This window comes from Streptomyces sp. NPDC004647 (assembly GCF_040609575.1).
Lineage (GTDB): Bacteria > Actinomycetota > Actinomycetes > Streptomycetales > Streptomycetaceae > Streptomyces.
The window spans coordinates 1-22300 of sequence record NZ_JBEXKU010000103.1 but is presented as its reverse complement, the minus strand read 5'-3'; the positions used below and the strand labels follow the sequence as shown (position 1 = coordinate 22300).

The 22300-nt window shown below is 66.3% G+C and carries 20 protein-coding genes and 2 pseudogenes; 9 read left to right on the top strand and 13 right to left on the bottom strand.

Annotated features, from left to right (window positions below):
• Nucleotides 1–1242 precede the first annotated feature (1242 nt).
• The 3 genes from ABZW18_RS30385 to ABZW18_RS30375 all read left to right on the top strand — a co-directional run bounded on the left by ABZW18_RS30385 (nt 1243) and on the right by ABZW18_RS30375 (nt 3935).
• Nucleotides 1243–2367, top strand: coding sequence for a helix-turn-helix transcriptional regulator (locus ABZW18_RS30385; RefSeq protein ID WP_356193667.1), 1125 nt, complete (start codon nt 1243–1245; stop codon nt 2365–2367).
• A gap of 175 nt (nt 2368–2542) precedes the next feature.
• Nucleotides 2543–2932, top strand: a complete 390-nt coding sequence (locus ABZW18_RS30380; protein ID WP_356193665.1) for a hypothetical protein — start codon at nt 2543–2545, stop codon at nt 2930–2932.
• Between the two features lie 190 nt (nt 2933–3122).
• The gene (locus ABZW18_RS30375; RefSeq protein WP_356193671.1) at nt 3123–3935 is read left to right on the top strand and encodes an SAM-dependent methyltransferase; all 813 of its coding nucleotides are present in this window, start codon (nt 3123–3125) and stop codon (nt 3933–3935) included.
• Nucleotides 3936–3965: 30 nt separating this feature from the next.
• On the opposite strand, the gene ABZW18_RS30370 is transcribed toward ABZW18_RS30375, so the two are convergent.
• On the bottom strand, nt 3966–4916 hold the full coding sequence (locus ABZW18_RS30370; protein ID WP_356193664.1) for a helix-turn-helix transcriptional regulator: 951 nt from the start codon (nt 4914–4916) through the stop codon (nt 3966–3968).
• 91 nt (nt 4917–5007) lie between these two features.
• Complete coding sequence (locus ABZW18_RS30365) at nt 5008–5247, bottom strand: DUF397 domain-containing protein (RefSeq protein WP_356193662.1); 240 nt, start codon at nt 5245–5247, stop codon at nt 5008–5010.
• A 325-nt stretch (nt 5248–5572) separates the two neighbouring features.
• Between ABZW18_RS30365 and ABZW18_RS30360 the strand changes: the two genes are divergently transcribed.
• Together ABZW18_RS30360 and ABZW18_RS30355 are read left to right on the top strand one after the other, a co-directional pair.
• Complete coding sequence (locus tag ABZW18_RS30360; RefSeq protein WP_356193670.1) at nt 5573–6001, top strand: ATP-binding protein; 429 nt, start codon at nt 5573–5575, stop codon at nt 5999–6001.
• A 308-nt stretch (nt 6002–6309) separates the two neighbouring features.
• Nucleotides 6310–9972, top strand: coding sequence for a hypothetical protein (locus ABZW18_RS30355; protein ID WP_356193660.1), 3663 nt, complete (start codon nt 6310–6312; stop codon nt 9970–9972).
• 311 nt (nt 9973–10283) lie between these two features.
• On the opposite strand, the gene ABZW18_RS30350 is transcribed toward ABZW18_RS30355, so the two are convergent.
• Complete coding sequence (locus ABZW18_RS30350; protein ID WP_356193658.1) at nt 10284–10778, bottom strand: hypothetical protein; 495 nt, start codon at nt 10776–10778, stop codon at nt 10284–10286.
• 296 nt (nt 10779–11074) lie between these two features.
• On the opposite strand from ABZW18_RS30350, the pseudogene ABZW18_RS30345 reads away from it, so the two are divergent.
• A pseudogene (locus tag ABZW18_RS30345) lies at nt 11075–11223 on the top strand (transposase); the annotation flags it as partial.
• A gap of 402 nt (nt 11224–11625) precedes the next feature.
• Here ABZW18_RS30345 and ABZW18_RS30340 read toward each other — a convergent pair.
• The 5 genes and pseudogenes from ABZW18_RS30340 to ABZW18_RS30320 all read right to left on the bottom strand — a co-directional run.
• Nucleotides 11626–11964 (bottom strand): annotated as a pseudogene (locus tag ABZW18_RS30340) (transposase); the annotation flags it as partial.
• Complete coding sequence (locus ABZW18_RS30335) at nt 11961–12428, bottom strand: helix-turn-helix domain-containing protein (protein ID WP_356193656.1); 468 nt, start codon at nt 12426–12428, stop codon at nt 11961–11963. The pseudogene ABZW18_RS30340 and the gene ABZW18_RS30335, both read right to left, overlap by 4 nt.
• A 200-nt stretch (nt 12429–12628) precedes the next feature.
• On the bottom strand, nt 12629–13009 hold the full coding sequence (locus tag ABZW18_RS30330; RefSeq protein ID WP_356193655.1) for a hypothetical protein: 381 nt from the start codon (nt 13007–13009) through the stop codon (nt 12629–12631).
• Nucleotides 13006–13593, bottom strand: a complete 588-nt coding sequence (locus tag ABZW18_RS30325) for a TetR/AcrR family transcriptional regulator (protein WP_356193653.1) — start codon at nt 13591–13593, stop codon at nt 13006–13008. Before ABZW18_RS30325 ends, ABZW18_RS30330 begins: the two co-directional genes overlap by 4 nt.
• Nucleotides 13594–13761: 168 nt before the next feature.
• Nucleotides 13762–14076, bottom strand: coding sequence for a glyoxalase/bleomycin resistance/dioxygenase family protein (locus ABZW18_RS30320; RefSeq protein ID WP_356193650.1), 315 nt, complete (start codon nt 14074–14076; stop codon nt 13762–13764).
• 694 nt (nt 14077–14770) lie between these two features.
• Here ABZW18_RS30320 and ABZW18_RS30315 point away from each other — a divergent pair.
• On the top strand, nt 14771–14935 hold the full coding sequence (locus tag ABZW18_RS30315) for a hypothetical protein (RefSeq protein ID WP_356193647.1): 165 nt from the start codon (nt 14771–14773) through the stop codon (nt 14933–14935).
• A gap of 523 nt (nt 14936–15458) precedes the next feature.
• On the top strand, nt 15459–17546 hold the full coding sequence (locus ABZW18_RS30310; RefSeq protein WP_356193644.1) for a serine/threonine-protein kinase: 2088 nt from the start codon (nt 15459–15461) through the stop codon (nt 17544–17546).
• A 237-nt stretch (nt 17547–17783) separates the two neighbouring features.
• Here the strand turns inward: ABZW18_RS30310 and ABZW18_RS30305 are convergent, their stop codons facing one another.
• The 5 genes from ABZW18_RS30305 to ABZW18_RS30285 all read right to left on the bottom strand — a co-directional run bounded on the left by ABZW18_RS30305 (nt 17784) and on the right by ABZW18_RS30285 (nt 21151).
• Nucleotides 17784–17933, bottom strand: a complete 150-nt coding sequence (locus tag ABZW18_RS30305; protein ID WP_356193642.1) for a hypothetical protein — start codon at nt 17931–17933, stop codon at nt 17784–17786.
• Entirely contained in the window at nt 17915–18385 is a 471-nt protein-coding gene (locus tag ABZW18_RS30300; protein WP_356193640.1) for a VOC family protein, read from the bottom strand. The genes ABZW18_RS30305 and ABZW18_RS30300 overlap by 19 nt, the downstream gene beginning before the upstream one ends.
• Nucleotides 18386–18458: 73 nt before the next feature.
• A complete protein-coding gene (locus tag ABZW18_RS30295; RefSeq protein ID WP_356193638.1) occupies nt 18459–19061 on the bottom strand; it encodes a hypothetical protein in 603 nt (200 codons plus the stop codon).
• Nucleotides 19062–19135: 74 nt separating this feature from the next.
• On the bottom strand, nt 19136–20023 hold the full coding sequence (locus ABZW18_RS30290) for a hypothetical protein (RefSeq protein WP_356193636.1): 888 nt from the start codon (nt 20021–20023) through the stop codon (nt 19136–19138).
• Nucleotides 20024–20509: 486 nt separating this feature from the next.
• The gene (locus ABZW18_RS30285; RefSeq protein ID WP_356193634.1) at nt 20510–21151 is read right to left on the bottom strand and encodes a DUF1524 domain-containing protein; all 642 of its coding nucleotides are present in this window, start codon (nt 21149–21151) and stop codon (nt 20510–20512) included.
• A 533-nt stretch (nt 21152–21684) separates the two neighbouring features.
• Between ABZW18_RS30285 and ABZW18_RS30280 the strand changes: the two genes are divergently transcribed.
• Nucleotides 21685–21912, top strand: coding sequence for a hypothetical protein (locus ABZW18_RS30280; protein ID WP_356193632.1), 228 nt, complete (start codon nt 21685–21687; stop codon nt 21910–21912).
• Nucleotides 21913–22300 lie beyond the last annotated feature (388 nt).

Sequence of the window (22300 nt, the reverse complement as noted above, 5' to 3'; positions counted from 1 at the left end):
CTACGAACGCAAAGCCGAACACTTCCTCGCCTTCACCAGCATCGCCTGCACCCTCATCTGCTACCGCCGACTCACCAAATGAGATGACTTCTAAGGGCGCAGCTCGGGCAGACGGCAGCAGCCGGGCCGGCCGTTCAGGCGGGGGCATGGGAGAGGCGGCCATTACGGGTCCGCCCCTGCGCTCTTGCATGAGACGGGCTCGGCCTTCTGCACGAGCGGTGGGGACGATTGCGCTGGTGCCATGTCTCCGCACTACGGGCGGCACTGGCAGGGCGGCCCCGGCCGGGAGTTCCAGGGCACCGCGTCCACCAGGCCACGCCCTCTGGCAGATCCGCGATCGGGTCAACTCCCTTTGAGGTGGGACGGCTGACTGCGACGCGCCGGCCGCCGTACGGCCTGGAGGCGGCCGCAGGGTGCACGGGGACGCTCCTCGTTACATGGCAGCGGCCGAGATTTTTTGCATATGCACGTGCATCAAGAGCCCTTGCTTCACTCGAACGGGCTAACCTGTCCGGCCCGCGGTTGCCATTAGACGAATTTCGGCAACGGAGGACTCGAAGTTGCTTAGTCTTCGCTAATGTTCCGGCTCCCGATCGGATGGTTGCCATACCCGATCTTTTTCGGTCGCAGATTATCTGATTTCTTCGCGTATTGCCTCTGGGACGACTGGGTCACTCAGTCGGGGCCGGCGTTTCGCAACGGGAGATCTGATTGCACGACTGCCCGTTGATATGGCGCGGGGCTCGTGGTGCGGGGTAGCGTCCTGGTTCCCGAAAGGGAAACCCCGGGGGGTGGCCTTCACCCACTCCCCGGGGCCCATCGATCGATATGAGAGGTCAATGATCGACCGAATTCTTCGAGGGGCTTCTTGCGTGCCCTCGATGACGTACGAATCTAGCATTCCGTTGTTTCCGCTCCCGGAAACCCGTGTGGTGGATGTCTGGGATGTCACGGTGCACCTGAGTGCCGTCCTGGCGGTGGGTATCGCGGTGTGTGTGGTGGTGACCGATGCCGTGACGGCGCCTAGCGAAGGTGCTCTCTTGTTGGCGTTGGCCGGCCTTGCCGGACGATCTGGCGTCCGTTACCTGCGGGTTCGCCTCAGGTGAGGCGCTGAGTGCCTGCCTCAGGGCGCACGGCGCCCGGGGCAGGCACTCAGCCGAACGCTGTGTCAGCACCGGAGACGAGCAACCGTTGTGCTCCGCGCAGACACAGAAAACACCGGATGGGAGGGAGAAACGGAACGTGGGAGTTCCGACCGGCTACAGCCGCTGTGCGTACTGCGGCCGAAGGTTCCTGCAGCGAACGGGACCGGGCCGTAAGAAGGATTACTGCGACAAAGCGTGCCGTCGGCGTGCTCAGCGCCAGCGCGACGGACAGAGTGCGCCGCTGCCCGTCGAGTCCTGTCTGTGGGGCCAGCCCATCTCCGAAAATGTTCACGTCCTGGCAGCCCGGCTGGTGGAAGCCGAGCACGTGCGGGTCCCGTTGCCGGTGCTCCTCGAGCACGCCCAGAACCTGGCCAGAGAGCTCGACTACTACACGGCGGCAGCGGTGCATGACGCCCGCAGGGGCGGGAGCAACTGGGAGGCTGTGGCCACTGCTGCGCAGGTCACCGTGGACACCGCGCGGGAGCGATGGGGCGAGAGCAAGGTGAAACGGCTGCTCACCCGACGTGCACGGGGAGTTGGCCCATGTACTTCGCACCGCATCGGCGCGCAGCGTCCCGCGCCCGCAACTGAAGGAGAGGCGGCGGCAGCAGCGCCGGCCACCGAGGGCACGACGAGCACACCGCCTGCCGCAGTTCGTACGTCGCAGAAATTGGCGGCGGCGCTTTCCCACCTGCAGCGCAGGAGCGGGATGACCATCAGCGACGCGGCGCAGCAGGCTGATCTGTCTCCGTCCTACATCTCGCGGGTGCTGGCCGGGGACCGCGTGCCTGCCTGGCCGGTGGTGCACATGCTGGCCACGATCTTCGGGGGCAGGGCGTCGGAGCTGCGGATTCTGTGGGAGAGCGCTCAGGGTGTGGCCTCCCCGTGCCGGCAGACGGTCGAAGGTGCGGCGCGGCGGCTGCAGGACGCGCTGCGCGGGCTGTATCTGGCGGCAGCCTGTCCCGATCTTGTGCGGCTGAGCGCGGGTGACCAGCTGGCGGCTGAGGCTGCCGGCGAGGTCCTTGACGGTGATGTGGTCCCCGACTGGACGACAACGAGCGCGCTCGTGGCGCGGCTCGGCGGGCGTCCCGCGGAGATCCGGCCGTTGTGGGAGGACGTCCACTACGCGTTTCTCACATCTCACGATGTCTTCCCCCGCGGTGGGCTGCCGCGTTCGGGGCTTCCCGGGGCCGAGTCCGGGGCGAGCGCGCATGGGGTATGAGCGTCGGCACGACCGGCTGGGGCCCCGCGTGATCAGAAGGGAGCCGGCCCCGGCTGGTTCTTCACGGTTGCCTCCTGTCCTGTGTCCGCTGTCCTTGGCGCGGCCGAGCTCGGCGCTGGCCTTGCGGGCATCGCTGGGGTTCACCGCGTTCCGGCTGCTGTATGAGGAGAGGTACATGCGGTATGCCGAGGCCCGGTTGGGTGACGGGCGTGCTGGCGCCGGTGCAGTGACGGCCGCGTTCCGGGATCTGTGCGTCATCTGGGGTGATGTGCTGCGCAGTTCGTGTCCCGCAGCGGTGGGCTGGCGTGTCCTGGGTCAGGCCGTGGCTGTTGGCTGGTCGTCCGCGGCCGGCCCGGCGGGTGAGGCCGATGCCCTCCATCGAGTGCTGCCGGATCAGCAAGCGGATGCCGTGCTCCTGCATTACCGCCTGGGGATGGCGCTGGAGGAGTCAGCGGACCTCATGGGGATGGACGTCGCAGCTCTTGGCGTTCAACTGCGGGTGGCCGAACGCCTCCTGCCTCCACGCCTCGCCTTCATCCTGGGGACTGTCCCTCCCGGTCGGTGAACCTTGCACTCCCGGCACGTGTCCGGCCCGCCGAGAGTTCGCCCGGCGTCTGTTTCTCTCCGGTAGGCGGCCCGATTCGTCTCGTGAGCGCTGCTGTCCCCCCTTCGTGTACTGGTTCTTGTTCAACTAACTCTCTACTATGGGGCGTTCCGAGGGCAGTCACCTGCGTGGCACGCAAGGGGACAGGTGTATCAGGGGGAGAAACACAATTTCTCACGCCATTGACGTCAGCAGACCCAGTGTGGCCCGTATGTACGACTGTTTTCTGGGTGGCAACGACAACTATGCCTCCGACCGGCGAGCGTGTGCGGAGCTCCTCCGGATTGCTCCCAGTACCCGGGCTCTGGCGCGGAACAACCGGCTCTTCCTGCAGCGCGTGGTGCGGGTTCTGGCAGAGAAGCACGGCGTGCGCCAGTTCCTCGACCACGGCTCCGGGCTCCCTACCCAGGACAATGTCCACCAGGTCGCTCAGCGTGTGGACCGGTCCTCGCGCGTCGTCTACATCGACAACGACCCCATCGTCTTCGCTCACGGCCGCGCGCTGTTAGACGAGAACGACGAGACCGCCGTCATCCAGGCCGACATTGCCAATCCGGATGCCATCTTCGGCCACGAGGATGTCCGGCGGCTCATCGACTTCAGCCGCCCGGTGGCCGCGCTGTTCGTGTCGGTTCTGCACTGTCTTCCCGACGGGTCGGACCCGGCCGGCGTCGTGCGCAGGATTGCTGCACGGCTCGCGCCAGGGAGCTTCCTGGTAATCTGCCAGCTCACCAGCGACAACGCGCAGATCCGCGCCGAGACCACCGAGTTCATGCGACAGAACACCCATGGCAAATGGGGCAGAGTCCTGGAGCGCCACGAAGTCGACGCCTACTTCACCGGCATGGACATCCTCTCCCCCGGGCTGGTGGAGATCTCCGCCTGGCACCCGAACTCCGACGTTACCCCCCGCCAGCAGACCCACGAGTGGATCGAGTACGGAGGGGTCGGGCGCACCCGCTGACCGGGGCTCGCGGCCCACAGCTGCCCATGCTCAGTCGCAATCCGCGGAAGCGAATCTCGCGATGGCCTCATCCAGCATGGCCATGCTGTCCCGCCTGTTCTCGGCTGCGTAGATCAGCTCATCGAGCACGTGCCGGTAGGAGTCAACGTCTGCCCTCCTGCTCAGGTAGAGGGCACTGTTCAACTGTTCCAAGTAGATCAGTTCCGAGGGACCGCCTGCCGCGAAAGTCATGTGGGTGACCGGCGCTCCGGGACCGATGCTGGCGCTATTCTCAAACTTGATGATGCGGATGCTGACCCGGTCACGTACCGCCAGGCGCCGCAGGTGCTGCATCTGTCCGCACATGACCCTAGGGCCGCCGACCTGGCGCAGGAGGATCCCCTCGTCCAGCAGGGCCACCAGCCGTGGACGACTCTCTCGGTCAAGAAGCTGCTGCCTGGCTGCTCGCAGCTCCATCCGGCGCTTGATCTCGGCATCGCTGGCGTGCGGCAGTCCGGCCTTCACAATGGCCCGTGTGTAATCCGGTGTCTGGAGGAGGCCCGGTACCAGGTGCACCTCGTAGGTGCGGATCTCGGTGGCCGAATCCTCCAGCCCGATGAGACGCCTGAGCCAGCCAGGAGTGACATCGCTGTACTGGTGCCACCACGCCCGTGCCTGCGCCTGTCTCAAGAGTTCCTGGATCTCTGCCAACTGCCAAGGATCACGGACACCGTAGAGAGTGACCAGGTCGATGACGTCCTGCTCCCGCGGAGGACTCTCGCCTCTCTCCATGCGGCTGATCTTCGAGATCGACGCACGGATCTGCGGAGCCACCTCTTTGATCGCCAGGCCCTTGCTCCGCCGGAGGTGCCGCAGATGCGCGCCCAGAACCTTCCCAGCGGCAACCGGCTTGTCGCCGTCCTCACCCTCTCCGTCCTGGGGAAGGGGAAGGGGGCCCACCCGAGCCCCCAATGGCTCTCGAGCCGTTGGGTAGGCGGACATGCGAACTCCTGTATAGGGGTTGGCGACAGGCGCCAGTATCCCAGGATGAGGCCCGCACGTCCGCCGCAACTAGCTTTGATCAGCGATGGTTTCAGACTGTCACGTGATCGAACTCGCCGCTCTTGGCGCCCGTCACGAACGCCGCCATCTCGGAGCGGCTGTAGACGAGCGCCGGGCCTTCGGGATGCCTGGAGTTGCGCACCGCCACGTCTCCTTGTGGCAGGACGGCTACTTCAACGCAGTTGCCTTGCGCGCTGCTCACACTGCTCTTGACCCAGTTCGCGCCGCTGATCGAGTTCGCCGGGACTCCGTTGTCGAAGCACTCCATCATGACCTCTCTCGCCGAGCTGTTCGAATACCCCGCCTCCCGCAGAGACAGAAATCAGGCCACCAGCGGGTACGGACACCGGAGGGTTCTCCCTGCACATGAGAACTCATATGCAATTGCATGAAGGGGCGGGTTGCTGGAGATACTAGCCTCATCAGCGCTTCCCTGAACTCCCACGAAAGAGTGTTCCCCAGCGGGTGTTCAAGGGGAGCACCGGCCGATAGGCCGGAACGTTCATACAAAACGAGGAGAGGAAAAGAGGGTGGCTGAAGGCAGACCCTCTGCACCCTCGGTCACCTCACCCGTTCTGGCTGACTGGGGCTTGGCGATGGGGCTGGGGGTCCCCCGCTTCACCGCGCGCCGCTTCACAGCTTCCCCCAGCAGCCTTCAGCAGGTACGCCATTACACGCGTAGCACGCTGGAGCAGTGGGGCCTGTCGGCATGCGCCGACGACGCGGCAATGGTCGTGAACGAACTAGCTACCAACGCTCTTCGCCATGCCCTGTCCCGGCAGGAGCCCGACAACGCGGGCTGGCTCGGCCTCATACACACTGCCAACGCCGTGACATGCGCCGTCAAGGACCCCAGCCCCCTCGAGCCTGCCTCACTCAACGCGGACCTCCTAGCGCTCCGCGGACGCGGATTGCGCATCGTCAACGCGCTGACCGACAGCTGGGGTTACTCGGCGACTGGCACAGGAAAGACTGTCTGGGCACGGCTGCAGTCAGCACGTCATACCGCTGGGAACGGGAACTAACCGGGCGTCACTTCTCGCCTGGTCGCCGAAGTACTTGGGCTGGCCGTAACCTCCACGATCCGGGCCTCACAGCAGAGGTCGAGGTCGGGCTTGTACCTGGGAGTCCGTGTCGGTCTGGCCGGCTCGTCACACAGCGAGTCTTCTGGCCCGGTCTTGTTGTGCGTTCCCCTTCTGCCCCACTGCGCCGCTGGTCAGATGGGGTGCACAGCGATGTCGCAGGTGGCAGGGGGAGGCGTTGCGGTCGCGGATGGGCATGTGTAGGTTGACGCCCGCTCACCTTGGCCAGCCGGGACAACAGGGGGAACTGTATGGGCCGTCAGGAGAGTCCGTTAGATCCGAGCGCCGGTCCAGTGCAGCATTTTGCCTTCGAGTTGCGGAAGCTGCGGCAGAAGGCAGGTGGTATCACCTACCGGGCGATGGCGCAGCGCACGCCCTACACCGTCCCGACGCTGTCGCGGGCCGCAGCGGGCGAAGAACTGCCCTCGTTGCAGGTCACCCTGGCGTACGTGGCGGCATGCGACGGGAACCTGGAGGAATGGGAGCAGCACTGGCGCCAGGCGGCCGAGGACGCGGCTCTGGAAGCGGCCGATGCCGACGATGCCGTCTCGCCGTATCAAGGGCTGGCCCGCTTCGAGCCGGGCGACCGGGAGCGGTTCTTCGGCCGGGACAAGCTCCTCAGTGACTTGGTGGAGCTGGTGCGTCGGCGGCGGTTCACCGCCGTGTTCGGTCCTTCCGGCAGCGGCAAGTCCTCGCTGCTGCGCGCCGGACTGATTCCACAGCTGCAGCACACCGAGGTATCGCATGATCGGCCCTCCGCCATCCGGATCCTCGCCCCGGGCGAACACCCGGTCCGCACCCATGCCGGCCTACTCGCGCCGAAAGATACCGATGGCGACACGGTCATCGTGGTCGATCAGTTCGAAGAGGTGTTCACTCTCTGCCATGACGTCGCCGAGCGCAGGGAATTCATCGACCTGCTGCTCACCGCACGGCATCCCGAGAGCCGATTACGCGTCGTTATCGCGGTGCGGGCGGATTTCTACGGCCGCTGTGCGGAATACAGCAACCTCGCCGAAGGGCTGCGCGACGCCAATCTGCTAGTCGGCCAGATGAGCCCGACCGAGTTGCGCGAGGCGATCGTGAAACCGGCGGCGGCCGCGGGCCTGATCGTCGAACGTACCGTGACTGCGAAGATCGTCGACGAGGTCGTGTCCGAGCCTGGCGGGCTGCCGCTGATGTCGCATGTGCTCCTGGAGACCTGGCGTCGCCGCCGCGGTCGGGCGCTGACCGAGGCCGCTTATGAAACCGCAGGCGGGCTCCGCGGCGCTATCGCGAAGACCGCAGAAGATCTCTATACCCAGCTGACGCCCCAGCAGGCCAGTGTCGCCCGCGTTATCCTGCTGCGCCTGATCACCCCAGGGGAGGGCGCACAGGACACTCGCCGCCCCGCAGACCGCAGCGAACTCGGCACTGGCCACCCCGACGACACAGCCATGGTCCTGGAGCGCCTTGCCCGGGCCCGGCTGGTCACTCTCGACAAGGACTTTGCCGACCTCGCCCACGAGGCCCTGATCACCGCCTGGCCCCGTCTCCAGGCATGGATCGAGGAAGACCGCGAAAGCCTGCGCCTGCAGCGGCGCCTCACCGAGGCAGTCCACGTGTGGGAGGAACTGGACCGGGATTCCGGTGCTCTGTACCGCGGCTCACGGCTGACCGTCGCCCGCGATTGGGCTGCCCACGAGGGGAACCGCGACAAGCTCAACGCGGCAGAGCGGGCCTTCCTCGACGCCAGCATCGGCCTGGACGACCACGAGCGTACTGCGGCCGCACGGCGCAACCATCACCTGCGCTACCTCGCCGCCGGCCTTGCGATGTTGCTACTCGTGGTCACAGGCATCAGCGTTGTTGCCATCCAACAGCGTCAGGAGGCTGTGCAGGCCCGGCGGGTGGCGATCTCCCGGCAACTGGCAGCTCAGGCGCTCGGGCTGGCAGAGTCCCGACCAGGCACGGCGATGCTGTTGAGCGTGGAGGCTTTCCGCGTCGCCCCGACACCCGAGGCACATAGCGTTCTGCTGACCATGTCCGCGCACCAGTACTATCAAGCCGAACTCGTCGGCCATGCCGATGCCGTCTCTGAGGCGACCTTCAGCCCTGACGGTATTCTCGCCACCGCCAGCCGAGATCAGACGGTGAGACTGTGGGATACCCACCGGCGTCGTCGGCTGGCCACTCTGACCGGCCATGCAACGTGGCTGCGAGCGGTGACGTTCAGCCGTGATGGGCGCATGCTGGCCACAGGGGGCGACGACAAAAAGGTGGTTCTCTGGGATGTCTCGGCACGCAAGAAAGTCGGGATCCTGGCAGGCCACGCCGAGCAGATCAAGAGCATCGCGTTCAGCCCCGATGGTCGCGCGGTGGCGAGTGCCAGCAGTGACAACACGGTGATGCTGTGGGACACCGAACGACGATCCCGGCGGCTCACCCTCTCCGGTCATACAGGTTTCGTGAATGCGGTGGCCTTCAGCCCCGACGGGCGGATCCTGGCCAGCACCAGCGTGGACCGCACCATCCGGCTGTGGGACGCCAGGACCGGTGCACAGCTGGCCACCCTCACCGGCCACGCCCAATCCGTCGACAGCATCGCTTTCAGCCCTGACGGCCGCACCGTGGCCACTGCCAGCCAGGACCAGACCGCGATGCTGTGGGATGTCAAGCGCCGCGCCCACCGGGCCACCCTCACCGGGCACACCGGACAAGTCAGAGCGATCGCCTACAGCCCCGACGGTCGCACCCTGGCCACCACGGGGCACGACAACACGGTCATGCTGTGGGATGCCGAACGCCGGATCCGCCAGGCCACCCTCACCGGGCACACCAGCAATCTCTATGCACTCGCGTTCGATCCACGCGGTCAGCTGCTCGCATCGGCCGGAGAAGACGGGACGGTCATGCTGTGGGATCCTGCGCGGATCCCCCTGTCTGGGCACACCGACCGCGTGAACAAGGTCGCGTTCAGTCCGGACGGCCGTACCCTGGCCACCGCGAGCGACGACCAGACCGCCCTGCTGTGGGATGTCAAACGCCGCACTCGCCGGACCGCACTCGCCGGCAACACTGGACCGGTCAACGCCGTGGCGTTCAGCCCCGACGGCCGTACCCTCGCCACCGCGACTGGCACCGCCCAGCACCCTCCCCGTGCCGACGACTACACGCTCACCCTCTGGAACCCAGCGGATCGCGCATCTCCCGTCAAGCTCACCGGACATACCGACCGCGTCATGGATGTCGCCTACAGCCCCGACGGCCGAACCGTGGCGACCGCTGGCTCGGACAGGACGATCAGGCTGTGGGATACCGCCAAACGCGCCCATCTGGCCACACTCGACACCCAGGCCACAGCCAACACCGTGGCGTTCAGTCCCGACGGCCACACTCTGGCCACCACCCGCCGCGACCGGAGTGCTGTGCTGTGGGATGTGGCCACGCGCAGCCGCCGGGCCACGCTCACCGGCCACACCGCACCGATTAGAGCCGTCGCATTCAGCCCGGACGGCCGCACCTTGGCCACCGCCAGCATCGACCAGACAGTGATGCTGTGGGACGTCGCCCAAGGGACCCTCCTGGCCACCCTCACCGGACACACCGGACCCGCCATTGGAGTCGCCTTCAGTCCCGACGGCCACACCCTCGCCACGGCCAACGCAGACACAACCATCGTGCTCTGGGACCTCGACCAACGCAGGCCCCTGGCTACTCTCACCGGCCACACCCGGCAAGCCCGATCCGTCGCCTTCAGTCCCGACGGACACACCCTCGCCACGGCCAGCGACGATCACACCGCCATGCTGTGGAACACCGACCCGCAGCGCACTGAAGCGCAACTTTGCACTACCGTCGCCCGCAACCTCACACGACAGGAATGGCGGCAGTTCATTCCCGAAATTCCCTACCGCAAGACCTGCCCCGCCTGATTGGCCTTGGGTCAGTGCAGCCCGCCGTACACCGCCAGCCGATGCGCGAGCCATCGAGAACAGTGCCGTCTCAATGAGCGGGGTAGCTCGGCTCCTGGTTGGCAGGGCATCAAGGAGGGGCACCACAGGGTTGCGCATTCCTGGAAGCGGACCCGCTATCAGCGATGTGGTACCAACTCCGGGAAGTCCGCCGGCTCCTGGACGCGCGGAGCCGGCGGATGGGCAGGGCCGGGGCAGTCTTGTTCTGCGGAGGCCCGATCTTGCGATCTTGCCCGCAGACTTTGTCCGCACCCGACCAGTTCCTGGTCAGGTCAGCAATAAGTTTCGTAGACCTTGACGTTCATATCGTCCTTCACCTTGTGCCAGCCGTATCCGAACGTCTTGTTGTAGGTCCGAGGGCGTGGAAGCAAGTCCCTGATCTTCGCCTTTACCTGGCAGCCGGGCCCAACCCACAGTCCGTCAACGTCCTTCACGCCGACGTTGCTGCCATCCTGTCCGGGCTTGAGTACGCGCCAGGTCCACGACTGGTGGCGGTAATACCACTGGTTGGTGATCAGGAGGTCAATCCGGTTGTCGCCATTGTGGACCCTGCCGCACAACCTCCCGAACGTGCACTGACCGGCTGCACGAGACTCCCCCATCGGCTGCTCTGGGTCGTTGGCCGCATGCGCGGATGCCGGGGCGGACATGCCCCAGGCCGGAGCAAGCGCCTGCTGTACGGCGCTCCGTGGCGCCGAGGACTTCACGGCCGACGACGCAAGGGTGGCAGGGGCGGCGGATGCGGTCACCGTAGTCGGCATGGACACGGCGACAGAAGCTCCTGCTGCCAGCGCCGCAACGAGTGTGCGCCTCATTCGCATAGATCGTTCCTCACCTTCGTGAGCCGGTGCAGCTCATTGTGTTCTCCGGTTGGGTAGGGCCCTGACCCGAGCGCCACAGGAACACCGTCCTGGAGTTACGACCTCTCCCATGCCTTGATGCAGACGCGTCGCTGTGGCGACGGCAAACGAGCCCTGTGCCATTGAGTCTTGGGGTTGCTGCGTTGTTGCGCAGCCCGGATTCGCCGTACGCAACAAAGGCCGAGGGCTGCCGCCCTAAGCAAGAGGTCTCACTGGTGGGCGAGCACCGCCGCGGGCACGGCGGGCTCTACGGTGCCCTGGCCGCGGCCGGAGCGATATCGCCCGGCTGCGGCGGGCACTGGCCGCAGTGCCACTGCCGCGGGCGGCCGACGGCCAGCTCGCGCTGCCCGTTGGGCCCTCGGCGGGGGTGCATCCAGGCGACGACGCCGATCGCCGGCAGATCCCGGCGCACTGGAGGCCGCGGTGCTCGACAGGGACATGCTGGACCCCGTACTGCGGTCCCGGGCGTAGAGGATGTCCCACAGACCTGGCATGTCGGGGTGGCCCGAGATCTGCGCGCTCTAAGCGGCTTTGGTGAAGTTTGCTGCTGATCCATTGATGCGTGCGCGTTGACAGGTTCAGGGCTTGGTCGACTGCGGTGCCGATCGCTTCGTTGGTGGTGTGGACGCGCTCTGGGTAATCCTCGTACTTCGCCGAGCGCCACACCCGCTCGATGTCGTTCAGTTCGGGACTGCGGGGCGGGAGGGAGTTCGACGCCTATGGCGGCGAGCTCCTCGCGGCGCCCTTTGAAGACATGGGCCACGTGCGCGGAAGCGTTGTCCAAGACGACGGTGCACGGCCGTACCCGTGTGAAGCCCGCGGGAGGCTTGTCCAGTGCGGCGGCCCCGCCGGGTAGGCGGGCCAGCCTCACGCACACGAACTCCAGCAGCATGACCGCGTCGATCTTGCCGCAGGTCCTCTCCCAGACCAGATCGGCATGCTGTCCCACCGCCAGGGCCCCGAGGACGTTCACACGTCGGCCCTTCTTGTCCTCGCGCGGCACGACGGCCCGCTGTCCTACCCGTGACCAGGTGTATCCGGTGGGCATGGTCGGGGCGAACCCGCTCTCGTCGAGGAAGTACAGGTCACTCACGCCCTCGTGCGCCTCCAGCCGTAAAGCCGTAAATCCTCCAGCCAGGCCCGTGCGGCCTGCTGGAGGACGAGGTCGGCCTTGTGCCGCAATGTGTCCCGGGTCCGTTTCCACCGGAACCCGTCCCGGTGGAGCAACTCAGTCAGCCAGGCCGCCGAGACCCGCGCCCCCCGCTCGGCGGCCAGCCAGTCGCACAACGCGGCGGCTGTCCAGGTCCGGCCCTGCCGGGCGGACTCGTCCAGCAGGGCGGCCAGCGCCTCGCGGTCCTCGCGGGTGACTGAGGCCGGGCGGCCCGGGCGCGGGGCATCCTCCAGCGCGTCGAACCCGCCGGCCGCGAAGCGGTGGACCGCACCCCGCACGGTGACGGCGTTGCACTCGAGCAGGTCAGCCACCTCGGGCACGGTCAGGCCCCGCCCCATCAGCCGTACGCAGTCCAGACGCAGTCTGGCACCGGCGCGAGATCGCATGCCCGCAGACGCTCACGCACCTCGCGTTTCTGATCAGACGTCAATTCCACACGCAAGATCTTCGGCATGGGCAGACCCTCCCTGCCCTGCCTCATGCCCGAACCACAGCCCGCATCACCGAGACCGTTGTGCGTGGGGAGGCTGCTGGCGGCTCGGACCAGCTCCGCGGGCACCGCGGCTGTATCTCTCCGGGGCTGTCGCTACGCGGCGCCCGCCACTGTCAGGACCGCGACCGGCAGGAGAAGAATCCACTGCGGCAGCCGGAGCAGTGGCCTCGGCCAGCCGACCGACAGTGTGACGACCAGGAAAGCGACTGCGTACGCTACGAAGTGCGCAGCCACGAACCACGCCACCAGGCCGGTCGCTGACGTATCGTCCGCCAGCGCGAGGTAGACCAAGGCGGCTGCGGAGAGCACCAGGTCGACGCTCACCATGTGCCACACGGCATGAAGGACGCGCTTGGGTTCGTCTGCGAGTCCGCAGGACAGCAGCGGGCGCACCACATCCCGGTGCCCGCCGACGATGTGCGCTGCGGCCACACCGAACGCGGTGATGCCCGCTGCGAGAAGCCAGCCGTTCATCGGATCTCGATTCCTTTGGCTATGACAGCAGCCAGCCGGCCGGCCAGCTGACGGTCGGGATGTTCCCCGACCAGACCGACGTGGAAGAACACGGCTCCTGCCAGCGTGTCCAGGACCAGATCCACGGGTGTGTCGGCCGCGATCTCCCCGCGCGCCACGGCGCGCTCGAAGACGATCAGCAGCCGCTCCTTCGAGGGGGCCAGGAAGTCGCTGCGGATGCGCGCCTTCAGCACCGGATCGGCGGCGAAGTCAGCGAGCAGCCCCGGGAGCGCCGCTGCAGCGGCAGGTGCGTGGAACTCGTCGACCAGGCCCCGCAGCAGTGCGGTCAGGTCCCCGGCCAGCGTTCCGGTATCTGGGGTCGGAGCATGGTCGGTGGTCGTGAACACGGCCTCGAAGACCAACTCCGGCTTGCCCCGCCACCGTCGGTAGACCGTGTCCTTGCCGACACCGGCACGGGCAGCCACCGCCCCCATCGATGTCGCGGCGTAGCCGACCTCGATCACCAGCTCTGTGACCGCGCTGACGATCGCCTCGTGCGAGCGGGGATCCCTGGGACGTCCCCTGGAGGACGGAAAGGAGCTCATAACGATTTATCATACGGGTCGACCCGTATGATAAGCAACCCGGTCGCGTGCCGATGGACATCACCGCTGCAGAGCATGCACACGCGCGATGAGACGAGCCACGGCAGTGGCACCAACCACAACGCACTTACTCAAGACCGCTACGAGCTGGGGAGCGACTGACCTTGATCAGGTTGCGTGGATGTCGATGGTCCGGCCGTCGGGGTCTGTGAGTAGATGCCGGCCGGGCGCGAGCGGGGGTGCCGCGGCGGCGCCGGTGATGGCGAGACCCAGGCGAAGGATGCCGGTCTCGCGGCCGGGGCGGGCGGGGTAGATCTCAAAGACCGCGCCGTCCACGAAGTTGGCCGCGTAGTGGCGGGGACCACCGCCGTGCTGCTCGGCTGCGAAGCACAGGCCGAGGTCACTGTAGAAGCGTCGGCATTCTTCGAGCTGGGGCGAGTACAGGACCAGAAGGTTCGCGCGGATGCTGTTCGGGTCGCTCATGTGGCTCCTGGTCGGCCCGGGGAAACGGGTTCGGGCGTAACGCGACAAGGGCCGTACGAGTTGGGCAAGTTGTGACGCAAGCCTGGGCCCCGTGCGGCCTGTTCCCATCCTGCCCTGTGCGGTGTCTCCCGCGCACATCTCGGCGAGTTGATCGAAGAACTCGCTCTGGCGTGGGAGGCCACGCGCGAGCGGCCGCCCTCGCAGCCTGACCACGATACCGATGTCGTCCGTCAAGCCGGAACTCGGAGACCAGATGAAGTTCCGCTCTGACCAGCGGCACAAGACTTGTTGCGTCCGGCAGGAGGGGGCTGCGCAACAACCGCGGGGGCGCAAAAACTCGATGCCATACGGGGCAGCCGGCTCGCACAAGGCCGCGGCAAACCTCGTACCCGAGTACTTCTGTGCCCCGACCACGACGGCCCGGGGCCGAATCCCAAGGGGAACCATGTCGATCAAAACCCGAACTGCGCTTGCAACAGCCACACTGGTATTGGGCGGAGGCCTAGTCGCGGCACCTGCGGCAGACGCTGGCACCGCTGCTCCCACGGCCTACACGGCCGCCTCTGGGCAACCGGCCGGTGCCGACAACGGCGTATCCACGCAGGCGTGCTGGAACAAGCGGATTTCTGTCCGCGGCGGTACGGGGGCAGTCACGCTGTGCCCGACGTCGTGGGGCCTGGCCATCGACGGCTGGGTGAAGGACACCCGTTCGGACGGAAAGTGCGCCCAGATGTACGGAACCTTCAACACCGGACGCGCGTGGACCTCCCCGAAGGCGTGCCCGAAGGGCAATAAGAAGTCTTTCACTCGCTCGCAGCAGGGTGCCACGAACAGCTCCGTGCAGCTGCGTGTCTACTGACCCGCTGAGCCCCGCTCGAGAGTGAAACGCAGCGGTGGCCAACCCTCCTCCTACCGGGTGGAGAGCTGGCCACCGTCGCGCGGGAGAGCCGGAACGGCGGCCCACGTCTCCTCAGGCCAGCGCCGAGGCAGACATCGAAGGCTGTCGCCGAGGTTGGCCACGGCCACGGTGTAGCGGTCGGCGATCTGTCCCTCGCGGGTGCCCCCGAGCCTCCACCCAAGGGACAGATGAAGGACAAGGCCCCAGCCTGCACCGGTACCGGCTGGCCCCCCGCTATCGACTTCCCTGCACGCGGCCACGCGGCCTTGCTCAAAGAGCATCGACACAGTGATCAACCTGCCGAGCGATTTCCGGGCGCTGCCCGCCAGGAGACGTGCCGTGATCGGAAGGCCGTCATTGAGTGGCTCGAGGCGCAACCACATGCCGGGGCTCCGCGTGAAGGGTGCAGAGCCCCTGACTCCGCCGCTGGCGTCAGGGTGCCGAGCAACCGTGGGGACGCATGCAACCGTGTGAGGGACTTGACGTGACAGTGAACAAAGATGATCCAACCGTTGTGGGTGGCTACAAGCTGGAGCACCGGTTGGGCGCAGGTGGCATGGGCGTGGTGTATTTAGCCCGCTCATCTGCCGGGGAGCCGGTCGCGATGAAGGTGGTCCGTCGACAGTGGGCTGAGGACCCGGAGTTCCGGGCTCGCTTCGAGCTGGAGGTTGCTGCGGCTCGGATGGTTCACAGCCGCTTCACCGCGCCAGTCATCGACGCTGACCCGCATGCGTCGACCCCGTGGATGGCCACCTTGTACGTGCCCGGCGAGACTCTCGCCACCCATGTTGCTCAGCAAGGCTCGCTGGAGTCCAACCGGCTGAAGGGGCTTGCTAAGGCGCTGGCCGGCGCGCTGCGCGATATTCACCGCGCCGGAGTAGTACACCGCGACCTCAAGCCCGGCAACGTGTTGCTGACCGATGGCGGCCCGCTGGTCATCGACTTCGGCATCGCACGCGCCGTGGACGGCAACCCGCTCACCGCGACCGGCCAGCTCGTGGGCACCCCCGCGTTCATGGCACCCGAACAATTCGTGTCCTCCCGGAAGATCGGGCCCTCCGCTGATGTTTTCTCCCTCGGATCGGTGCTGTCTTTTGCCGCCACCGGGCGCAGCCCGTTCGACTCCGAGGGGCCCTACGCTGCGGCCTACCAGGTTGTCCACGAAGAGCCCGACCTTGACGCCGTGCCCGACTGCCTTCGCGCACTGATCGCCCGCTGCCTGGCCAAGGACCCCGCCGACCGACCCAGGCCCGAACAGATCTTGGCGGAACTGGCCGTAACCTCGCAGCCACACACACCGCGCCTGGCCCCGTATACACGCGCGTTGCGTGCGGGGTCCCGGGGTTGGCTCGCACGGCCTGTGCCGGCTTGGGTGGCGGGGCTGACCGCTCTGGCCGCCATCACCGCAGGCATGGCAACCCAGGCAGGACCCTCTTGGCGCAGTGCGGGAACTCATCCAGCGCCGGTTGACTTGGCGCCTTTGGGCACCGTGATCCGCAATCCTTTGGACCCAGGGGAGAAGTGCATCCCCCACCGGGACGCGATCTACTGTGCCGCTGGAAATCGCGCGGTGCTGCGCCTCGACCCTGCCAACCGCACGATCCCCTGGGTGCACAGGATCCCCGCGAGCGAACACGAGAAGAAGTGGCTTCACGGGTCCAGGGAGCGGATAAACGTTGAGCTGTTGGGTGCCACCCATGTTGGCCAACTGTTCGTTGCCCAACGCGATACCGAGTACGAACGACTCCGGATCTTAGATACTCATTCCGGCAAGACCTTGTGGAAGAGAAAGTTCACCGCACGCCCATTGGAAATCCGCTTCAGCGAACGCACGCTCTTCCTGGTCTTCAGCCGCCGAATCGAGGCCATCGACCTCACCACGAAGGCGATCAGATGGAAGAGGGACCTTCCCGGCCTGACCTTCCTGATCAGCACCGGCCATGGGTTGTATGAGGCCGACGTCAATCAGCCCGGCACCCAAGTCACCGCCCTGAATGAGGACACCGGCAAGCCGCAGTGGACGACTATCGCGGAGGACGGGCTTTCGTACCACACCTCTGGGGCTGACGCCTTGTACTTCAGGAGCCAAAGAGACGGAGCCCTGGTACGGCTGGACACCCGCACCCGCAATGTGGTCCGCACTCCGATGATAGGCACGCTGGCTGGAGGCTTCCCGGCGCATCAGGCCGTCGCCCAGGGGAACCTGGTCTGTCTTGCCTCTCACGACGGGACTGTCGTTGCTGTCGACAGTAAGGACGGGCGCGTCCGATGGGGCCGAATCACTGACGTCAGGATCTCGGCGCCTCCGACCATCGTCGACCAGCAGATCTTCCTCACCGCTGTGGACGGCAGCGTCATTGCACTGGACGCCCGCAATGGCCGTCAGATCTGGAGAACCAGCCCCCGGCAGACCGGCAAGCCCACGGGGCCCTGGTCCCGTCCGCCGGTCATGTCCGTCAAGAAGCGCCTCTACGCCTTCTCCCCGTACGGCACCGTGTCCCCACTCATCGCCAGCCCTCATCAAAGCCCACTCCGCGTCGGCCCTCATGGGGTCACCCGCCCACCAAACTAGCCGACCACCCTGGCGCAAGCCTTGACGGGCTAGACGATGAAAAGCAGTTCGTGGAGATGACGGGCGAGGTGATGCACAAAGTGGCCGACGCGGACGGATGAGGGACTGACGGGGCTCATTGCAGCTCCTCATGTGCTCCAGCGCGCTGACCTGTCAGCAGCCCAGGCAGGCGGCAGTCTGGGTCCTCCTCGCCGTTAAGCGAGGACGGCCCTTTCCCGGCTGAACCGTGCTACCAGCTCAGTTAATCTGTCCCATGGGCCGCATCTGGATGTGATTGATGGCCATGCCTGCCGGTTGGTTCAGGGCGAACAGGACGGAGTCGGCGATCCAGTTGGCGGTCATGATGGGATGGTGCAGCGAGCCGGTGATCAGCGTAACGGGTTCCATGGGAAGGCCTCCTCATCGATAGCCGGCATCGGATCCCCTCCGGAATGCCAGGCATCCAGGAACGACGGCTGCCGTCCCAGGTCGACGAGCTCGATGTGCCCGCCGATGCTGTCCATGCGGTGGTAGGCGAAGGGGCGGCCGTAGGGACAGCCGGAGAACGCCTCCGTGAAGCCGTTCCGCGTCAGTCTCTCGGCCCCGGCGCTGATGTCCGAGGTCCAAAACCCCAAGTGATGGAACCGCGGTTCGCTGGTGTCGCCCCACGGGCCGTCGGAAGGTGCCTCGATGAGTTCGATGAACGGGGCGCCCCCGGCGGTGAAGACGATGCGGTAGTCCCACTCGCCGATCTGCGCCTTGACCGGCTTCTTCCACTTGACCGCGGCGGCAGTGGTGAAGTCCCGCATCGCCGCGTCCAGATCGGGGACGACGAAGCACACGTGGTAAAAGCCGCTCACTTCACTGTCTCCTGCTCCTCGTGTGGCAGTTCGGCACTGTGGCATCGCTGTCATCTCTGCAAGGCCGACTACGTCATGGCTTCCTTCGCGCTGCCTTCAGGAGGTTCCTCCTGATCGGGTCTTCTTGTTGTTGCCCTGGATCCGTAGCGGGCTCGGGCGGGGCAGGGGTGGCGATCTGCTTGACCGCACCGGTGCGCAGCCCTCGCCCGGTGAGGTCGGTGGCGCGGATGATCAGCGGTGTGGTTTGGGGCGCTGGCCAGCAGACCAAGTAGTACTGCTCGGCGGAGTCATCCTGTACGGCGTCGCGGGCGATGTCTCGGCCTCGTGCATAGGCCCGGAGTCGGTACCAGCCCGGCCCGGCCTGGCTCAACAGGGGGAACTGGGCCGGTGGGCCGCTGTAGAGGGTTTCGACGCGTAGTTCGCCGTGGGGGGCGTGCACGCTGGCCTCGATGACCTCGTCCCACTCGGTGACGTCGCTGGTCGTGGGCGGGCCGGTTGCGGCGGTGGCGCGTACCTTCACATCCCCGGTGTGGATGCCGGTGGGGATCATCGCTCCGATGTTCATCGTCGCGATCAGGCCGTTGGAGAAGTCCAGGGTTTCGGGGGCGATCTCTCCCCTGTCCGATAGACAGAAAGACCCGTCGTCGACCCGGACGCGAATCTCAGAAGTAGACAAGGCACCTCCCGGCGCGCAATGGGACACGGGCGGACACCTGGAAGGTGCCCGCCCCCGACTATCGGTCAGTGCCCTTAGTCCACCACGAGGACGCGGAAGGGGGCACCGTCCAGCACGCGCTCGCGCTTGTAGAACTGGGAGTGCAAGCCTCCCTGAGCGTTGTTATCGCCTTCGGCGATCATGCAGACGCTGACGCCCGTGGAGCCGGACTGCTGCGGCAGATTGAACGAACAGTTGTCGAAGGTCCGCCGTTCACCGCCGGCGCTGAGCCCTTGGTAGGTGCTGGCAAGCGGGTACTCGTCACAGCTTTTGCCCTGGATACTTGGGGCGTCCCCGCATGCCTTGGTTCGATTTTCGTCGATAATGCGCTGGTTGGTGGTGCGGGTCAGCGGGGCTTGGAATGTCGCCCCCGGTAGTCCGGATGCCTGGGCGCGGGCGCTAGTGCCGGCCGGTGCGTACGGGGCGTTGGTGAAGGTCAGGTTCCACTTCGTGGTGCACGTGCCGATCGCCCCTGCTGCGGTGGCGGTCGTGGTGAAGTACGACTCGCCCTGACGCCACGAATTCATCGGCTGGATCGGCTTCGCGGGGAAGGTGGACTCGTCCCTGGTGCACTTGCCGCTGCCGGATGCGGCCCCGCCGACCGAGGCCTTGAGCGCATCCCCCCAGCCCTTGTAGGCGGACACCTCGATCTGGTGCCCCGAGGCTTCCAGGTCGGTGGCTGAGTAGCTGTAGTTGATGACGTTCAGGTCGGCCTGGCCCGTGGGCTCCTTGACCCCGTTGACCGTCCGGAAGGTGGTGTAAGTCAGGCCGCTGACCCGGCAGGCCCCGGTCCGGACACCCCAGGTCTGTCCGTCAGGATTCTCCAGACACCAGTCAGGGACGGGAACGATGTCCTGAACCGAGACATCACGATCAGTCGTGGCGGAAAGGTCATGAGGTTCGGTGACCTCAAGGCACGCCACCGTCCTACCCTCGGCAGGCGTCGGGCAGCCTGCCGCCCGAACGGCCCCCCTGTCATGCCCCGCTTTCCGTGCAGGCCGGTCCGAACCATCGGTCAGCTCCGGGTCGACCGTCCGGGCTGACGATTTCCGCTCGGCCCCCTCGTGTTGGTCAGCACTGGCAGGTACAGCCAACAGCCCTGCACCGAGCAGAGCAGCCGCCCCCATCGCGGCCAGTATGTGTGCCATACGTCTTGTGCGCTGCACGCACAAACCCCCCTTCAACCCCCATGGTTCTAGGGCGAGTTGACGAATGTGACGGCAGCGACTTTAGAGCACTGTGTGAAGAAACTGTAAGCACTTATCGAACGGTTGGCCGAATATGAACCGGTGGCGCGGAACCACAGCCCGCCATTCGGATCGTCCCGTAGCGGGGCAGGAGCGCAGCCGTCCCGCTGGATGCCCGCGGGCCGGGACGGCCGCACTACTGCTGGTATCGAGGACTGGGTGTCAGCAGCCGTTGAGGACTGAGGACAGGGAGCTCTTCTCGGTGGAGTCAACCGAGAGTCCGTAGTAGTACTTCACCTGGACCCAGGCTCGGGCGTAGGTGCACTTGTAGGTGGTGCGGGAGGGCCACCAGGTGCCGGGGTCTTGGTCGCCTTTGGACTGGTTGACGTTGTCGGTAACGGCGAGCAGCTGGGGGCGGGTGAGGTCGTTGGCAAGCTGCTGCCGCTTGGAGGTGGTCCAGTTGTAGGCGCCCGAATCCCATGCCTCGGCGAGCGGGATGAGGTGGTCGATGTCGACGTCGGAGGCGGCGTACCAGGTGGCGCCGTCGTAAGGGGAGTACCAGCTGCCGCTGGTGGCCGCGCAGGCAGAGTCGGTGACCACATTGGAGCCGTCGCGCTTGAGGACGGTTTCGCGGGTGTTACAGGCGCCGCTGATGGTGATCCAGTGGGGGAACAGGTCGCGGCTGTAGCCGGTTCTGGAGTGCTCGGCCGTGGCGGGCATCGAGGCGAGGTAGGAGCGGGCCGTGGCGGCGCTGACCGGGGTGGGCAGAGCGGCCTGTGCCGGGGTAGTGCCGAAGAAGGTGAGGGCGGCGGTGGCTGCGGCCACCAGGGCGGCGACCAAGCCGCGGCGGGCGTGTGTGCGCATGGGTATCGACTCCGGGGCTGAAGTTGAGGGGCGGGGGGCGCGCTCATCCTGGCCCGGGCATACCTATGCCAGCAGACCTCGGAGAGTGAAGTTTCCGTGACAACACGTCAACGACCGCTGCATCAGGGCGACCTTGCTGCGATCTAACCGAATGTAGTCCCCCTGGCGGCCGGACTGACGGTTCTCCGGCTGGTCTGCCCGCCTTCCCATGCTGAGCGTTCAGCGTGTCAGCTGCGCCCCGCCCGTGCAGCTCGGACGCTCTTCTCCAGCGCGGCGCTGGGGCTCGTTGCGCAAAGCGGACGTACCTACTGTCGCTGGGCAGTCAGCGCGCATGCACTGGCGCATCCGGGACTGCCACCTCTTACCCGGCAGCAGCAAAGGCCACGCTCTCATGACCAAGAACGGGATACTGGCCACGCCACCGGAGCAGGCCACCGACATGACAGCACGGGTGCGTCAGACGGTTGCCAAGCGACTGCAGGCTGCCTGAACGGGCCGAGGCAGCGGTGCGCACGGTTTCAGGGAGGTGGGACATGGCCCTTAGTGACCTGCAACAACGCGCCCTGTGTATCCATGATCTCTATGACGAGCTGAACCGTTATGAGCGTGGGCGGGTGTGGACGCGCGAGGAGTTCATGCTGGGATTCGTCGGGGACGTGGGCGACCTGGCGAAGCTCGTCATGGCGCAGGAAGGCGCCCGGGAGGTAGCGGGCGCCTTGCGCTGGAGCACGAACTCGCTGACTGCCTCTGGTCGGTCCTGATCCTGGCGCATCGCTACGGTGTCGACCTGGATGCAGCCTTCCGCCGCGCAACGGACGAACTCGAACAAGCGATCAGAGCGAAGCTGCCGACCTTACCCGCCGCCTGCCTGCCGGCTTCCGGGTCTGCCCCGCCGAAGGATTCCGGCAGGGCAGAGTGGCCAACCGGATCGCGGCCGCCCGTCGACTGATGGAAGTGCGCTGCGACGCAGTACAGTTGATGGCTTGTTAGCTCTGATGGCTTGTTGGCTCCGTTGATCGCATCTTTAGACTCGTGCCAGTAGCTGGCGGAGCAAGGGTGTGTCAATTTAACGGCTGATCTTGGTTGTTGAGGTTCAGCTGTTGGCCGGGGTGAGCCGGCCCTCGAAGGCGATCTGGAATGCGTTGAGGG